The organism is Exiguobacterium sp. UBA5002 (assembly GCF_002396765.1).
GTDB lineage: Bacteria > Bacillota > Bacilli > Exiguobacteriales > Exiguobacteriaceae > Exiguobacterium_A.
Window position 1 is genome coordinate 1 of the sequence record NZ_DGYQ01000029.1, and the last position, 4,612, is coordinate 4,612.

Sequence of the window (4,612 nt, forward strand, 5' to 3'; positions counted from 1 at the left end):
CGGGCTTGTGTCTCGCCTGAGGAAAGGGCGTGAAAAGACGCGTCATTCTTTTTTTTGAGTCAGCCCCTTTTTCGTATAGATGTCACTGTTGAACGAGCGACTTCTGCAAGTTGGTATACAGCGGTTCAAATCCAAGTTCCTCATAAAACGTGGCGGCACGGTCGTTGACCGCCCAAACGTTTAAGCGAACAGCATCGACCTTTCGCTCGAGTGCGAGTTCTTCTGCAGCCTGCATTAACTGGCGACCAATTCCGAATGAACGATGGGATGAGGTGACACCGACGTCGGTGATGTTCAAGATCCGGACTGGTGTAAATCGATCGGATGCTGGCGCAGTCCACTTGCCGAACAAGTAACCAACGAGTGTTTCTCCGTCAAGCGCTGTCAGACAGAGTTGTTGTTCTGCTTCCACCATCTGACTTAAAGACTCCAGCGTGTACGGTGTCGTTACATCTGGATGAAAGTGAGGCGATAATCGTTGATGGTGCAAGAAGGTCTCTGCCGTCAGTGCAAGCAGGGCAGGGAGGTCTGAAGTACGGCTCGTGCGGATCATCAAGCAATCACTCCAATCATCGATTTTGTTTGAGTACTTCGGCAACAAGACCCGATACATACGGACTGCCACGATCTTCTTTTTCGACCGATTCGATCATGATGGCAACGAGAAGATCTTTTTTGTCGTTATCGTAACCGACGAAGAAGCCATTCTCTTTTCCATCGGTTTCGCCTGCCTTTTTCAATTCTGCCGTACCGGTCTTACCGGCAACATCGACTTCCTTGATATCGGCCGGGAGCGTGTAGCCGTTATGGACAACGTCATAGAGATCATCACGAATCATCTTCGCGTCTTTCGCATCCAGCAGATCTTTTTTGAAGACTTGCTTCGTTTTTTCCTCTTGTAAAAGAGTCGGACGATAGATTGTTCCATCGGTCAAGAAAATTTCATACATCGACGTTAGATGGAGAATGTTCGTCAGCATCTGTCCTTGTCCGTAGGACGTATCCATCAGCTGTCCATCTGAAGAAATCGTCCCGTCGTTTGAAATCTGAGAAGCGCGTAACGGATACGTAAACGGTAGCTTCTCTCCGTATCCGAGTGATTCAAGTCCAGACGTGAACGCTTTCGTTCCGACCTGTTCGAGTGTTGAGCGGGCGAAATAGATGTTATCTGAATAAACGAGCGCATTGTGCAGATTAACGGGTGCTGGCGTCTCGTGAATCCGCGTGACGTTAAAACCATCGATCTTATTTTTCAGTCCATTGATCGTATAGGCTTTTTCCGGGTCAAGTGTTCCACTCTTTAAGCCAACGGCGGCCGTCAGGGGTTTTTGGGTCGAACCGGGTGCGAAGGCACTCGTGAATCGGTTCAACAATGGTTGATCCGGATCCTGCGTCAGTTCATCGAGTCGCGCTTGCGAGATCCCTGACATGAATTCAGAAGGATCAAAGCCCGGGGAGCTAAGTAAGACACGCGTCTCACCAGTCCGCGGATCGATTGCCGATGCCGTTCCCGGATCCTCTTGCATCGTGTCGTACGTCTTTTTCTGGAGCGTAGCATCAATCGTCAACGGAATATCCTCACCATTCGTCGGCTTCGTTTCAGCGACGGTAACGCTTGATCCGTCTTTCTTTTGTAGAATGATCGAAGCACCGGTTTTACCGCGTAACCGATCATCAAGGACTTGTTCAAGACCTCGTTTCCCGACTTGTTCACCAGCTTGGATTTTATTTTTCGATTCTTTAATTTCGTCTGCTGTTGCCGAACCGATATATCCAATTAAATGAGAGGCTGCTTTACCAAGTGGATACGTTCGGACTTCTGTCTCCTTGACGCTGATTCCAGGAATGTCACGCAATTTTTCAACCGTTGCTTCGTCGGTCAGTGTTTTGAGCGGAACGAATTGTCCATCCTTGACCCAACTTGCTTTTAAGGAATCTTCGACCGATGAGGTCGGGCGGTCGAGCAACTCGGCAACTTGGTCGACATCTTTAAGTTGTCCTGCAGTTGCTCCGACAGTATACCCTTTACCGGAGGTCGCGAGCGGTTTATCGTTCGCGTCGAGTAAATCACCACGTTTGCCTTCTACGGTTTCTAACTGAACCTTGTCTTCTTTCTTAAAGTCTTTTAGAACAAACGAAGAGTCCCAGTCAATGAACCAGTTTTCTGTTTCTCCTTGTTTCTCGAATGTTAACGGGACTTGTTTATCATAAGCAACGGCTCCTGCAACCGTATCAAAGGAGATTCGTACGGGAAGGGACGCTTTTTCGTCATCCGTTGCTTCCTTCGCTTTCTTCCGTTCGACGGATAACTTTTTGATATCAAGCGATTTCGACAACTGTTTTGTCCGGTCGATGAATTCTTTTTTTCCGTATTCCTTTTTAGTAGCCGTACTCGCGTACGTATACATCTTATCGTAATCTTGTTTTTCCCAAAGTTTGATGTAGGCATCAAGACGTTCTTCAGGTGTCGGCTGATCTTGACATCCGGCAAGTAACGTCACACCAAACGTCGCTGATAAAAGAAAGGAGATCGTTCGTTTCATGTGTTTCGCCTCCGTTGTGGATTAGACTCATAACCATACCGTACCATTCCTGTCAGGAGATTTCATCTGAAACACAAAACCCGGACTTCTCATGGGGAGAAGTCCGGTGAATCAAGCTTAGTTGAAGTAATTGAGTGGATTGACACTGTTTGCAGCAGACGTTCCGCTGTAGACGTAAGGACCACGATGCATTTCAAAATGGAGATGCGCACCAAACGCGTTACCTGTTGCACCAATCGTACCGATTTTCGATCCTTTTGCAATCGTCTGTCCGACTGAGACGGAGCGACTATTCAAGTGTGCATACACCGTCGTATATTGGATGCCGTTGACGGTATGCGTCATCATGACGTGATTTCCGTATGCGCCGTAATAACGGGATGTGATGACTTTACCAGCGGCTGATGCATAGACAGGTGTACCTGTTGGAGCGCCGATATCGATACCGTTATGGAACGTATAACCGTAAACTCCACTTGCAGCACCATATCCTTGCGTGATTGGACCGCTTGCTGGACGCGAGAAGCCAGTCGTTGCTTTTGTTGAAGTCGTTGTGCTGTATTTTTTTACGTATGTAGAAGAAACGTAGCGTGATGCGCCACCGTATGAAATTTTTGTCCATGAACCGGAAACACCAAGATAATTGAATGTCTGTCCTGTATTGACGCTACCGACGATTTTATAAGCTGTTGATGGACCTGTACGAACACGAAGTCCGTCTGCCATGACCTTTACTTTATATGTCGTTGCAGCTTCAACTTTCGAAGCACTCGTTGTTGCAAAACCTGAAACTACCAAAGCTGCCATTGTCATTGTTGTAAGTAAACGTTTCATTGAGTGTATTTCCTCCTTAAAAATCTGAAGCGCCAGAACTGATCATTACAAAATTGTAAGATTTTATGTATAATTATTTATTTTAAAGAATGATTTTTCGCCTGAGATGATTATAGCATCGTCAATAACACGAAAATATTTCAAATATGTTTCAAAATTACGCTTTGTTAACATATATTGTAATGGATTAATAAGTAAAAAAGAACTGACGAAGAGTCAGTTCTTTTTTCTATGAACCTATACTGTTATTCATTAGAAGATGGTGAAAACACAGTTAAATGTTGCGGGAGTACCTCGACAGTCACGGGAACATGACCTGCTGTATCCCCATCGGCATTAATCGGCAATTCTTCTTTCGAGCGAATTTCGACACGTGTCGTCGTGAAGTGTTCGATTTGATCTGCTTTTGATAATCCACCCGTGATGAGTTTGGGTAATGCTTGGAGCGCATCAAAGAATCCAAGCTTCGTAATGATGAAACCGTGCAACAACCCGTCATCGACTTTTGCGTCTTCTGCAAAGGATTCGAACCCGCCAACGGAATTCGTTAAGGCGATGATCAACAAGTGCGCTTCTCCATCGAATTGTTTCTCAGCAGAATTGATTTCAATCGGATAGGGGCTATGATCCTTGAAGGCTTTTAGACCTTCAATGAAATAAGCGACCGATCCGAGTGACGTCTTTTGTTCGACACTGACCTCCTCGACGGCTTCCGCAATCAGACCAACAGCGATGACGTTCATGAAGTAATGGTCATCATATTTACCGATATCGAGCGGTCGGGCAGGGGAGTCAGCTAGAATCTGGATCGCCTCTTCCGGATCCGTCGGAATGTGTAATGCGCGCGATAAGTCATTTACCGTTCCGAGTGGGACGATTCCGAGCGTTGGGCGATGCGGTTGTTCGGCAATTCCGGTGATGACTTCATTGACCGTTCCGTCACCTCCCATGGCGATGACAGCGTCGTAATTAGACTGGGCAGCATGACGCGCAAATTCCGTCGCATCGTGTTCTTTTTCCGTGAACCGAACGTCGACGGTTTCAAAGCGAGTAGCAAGCGTTTCCTCAGCAAGCGTTGCGTGTTTTTTTCCGAGTTCTTTTCCAGAAGACGGGTTGATGATCAACATGGCTTGAGACAAGATGAATTCCTCCTTCGGGGCAATCTGTTGACTTTTTCCCTGTCCGATGAAAACATAATCCAAATTCTTTTTTACAAATGACGGTTTGTCAAATTA

General features: G+C 46.4%; 4 protein-coding genes. All 4 read right to left on the reverse strand.

What is annotated here, in order from left to right; genetic code table 11:
* Positions 1-82: 82 nt before the first annotated feature.
* On the reverse strand, positions 83-553 hold the full coding sequence (locus B4C70_RS09210; protein WP_215148118.1) for a GNAT family N-acetyltransferase: 471 nt from the start codon (positions 551-553) through the stop codon (positions 83-85).
* A gap of 16 nt (positions 554-569) precedes the next feature.
* Positions 570-2,543, reverse strand: coding sequence for a penicillin-binding transpeptidase domain-containing protein (locus B4C70_RS09215; protein ID WP_290778677.1), 1,974 nt, complete (start codon positions 2,541-2,543; stop codon positions 570-572).
* 117 nt (positions 2,544-2,660) lie between these two features.
* Positions 2,661-3,377, reverse strand: coding sequence for a peptidoglycan DD-metalloendopeptidase family protein (locus B4C70_RS09220; RefSeq protein WP_290778679.1), 717 nt, complete (start codon positions 3,375-3,377; stop codon positions 2,661-2,663).
* Between the two features lie 245 nt (positions 3,378-3,622).
* Positions 3,623-4,516, reverse strand: coding sequence for a diacylglycerol/lipid kinase family protein (locus B4C70_RS09225; RefSeq protein WP_290778682.1), 894 nt, complete (start codon positions 4,514-4,516; stop codon positions 3,623-3,625).
* Positions 4,517-4,612 lie beyond the last annotated feature (96 nt).

Coding starts and splice junctions, on each gene's coding strand:
- B4C70_RS09210 (WP_215148118.1), bottom strand. CDS start 553: ATGATCCGCACGAGCCGTACTTCAGACCTCCCTGCCCTGCTTGCACTG.
- B4C70_RS09215 (WP_290778677.1), bottom strand. CDS start 2,543: ATGAAACGAACGATCTCCTTTCTTTTATCAGCGACGTTTGGTGTGACG.
- B4C70_RS09220 (WP_290778679.1), bottom strand. CDS start 3,377: ATGAAACGTTTACTTACAACAATGACAATGGCAGCTTTGGTAGTTTCA.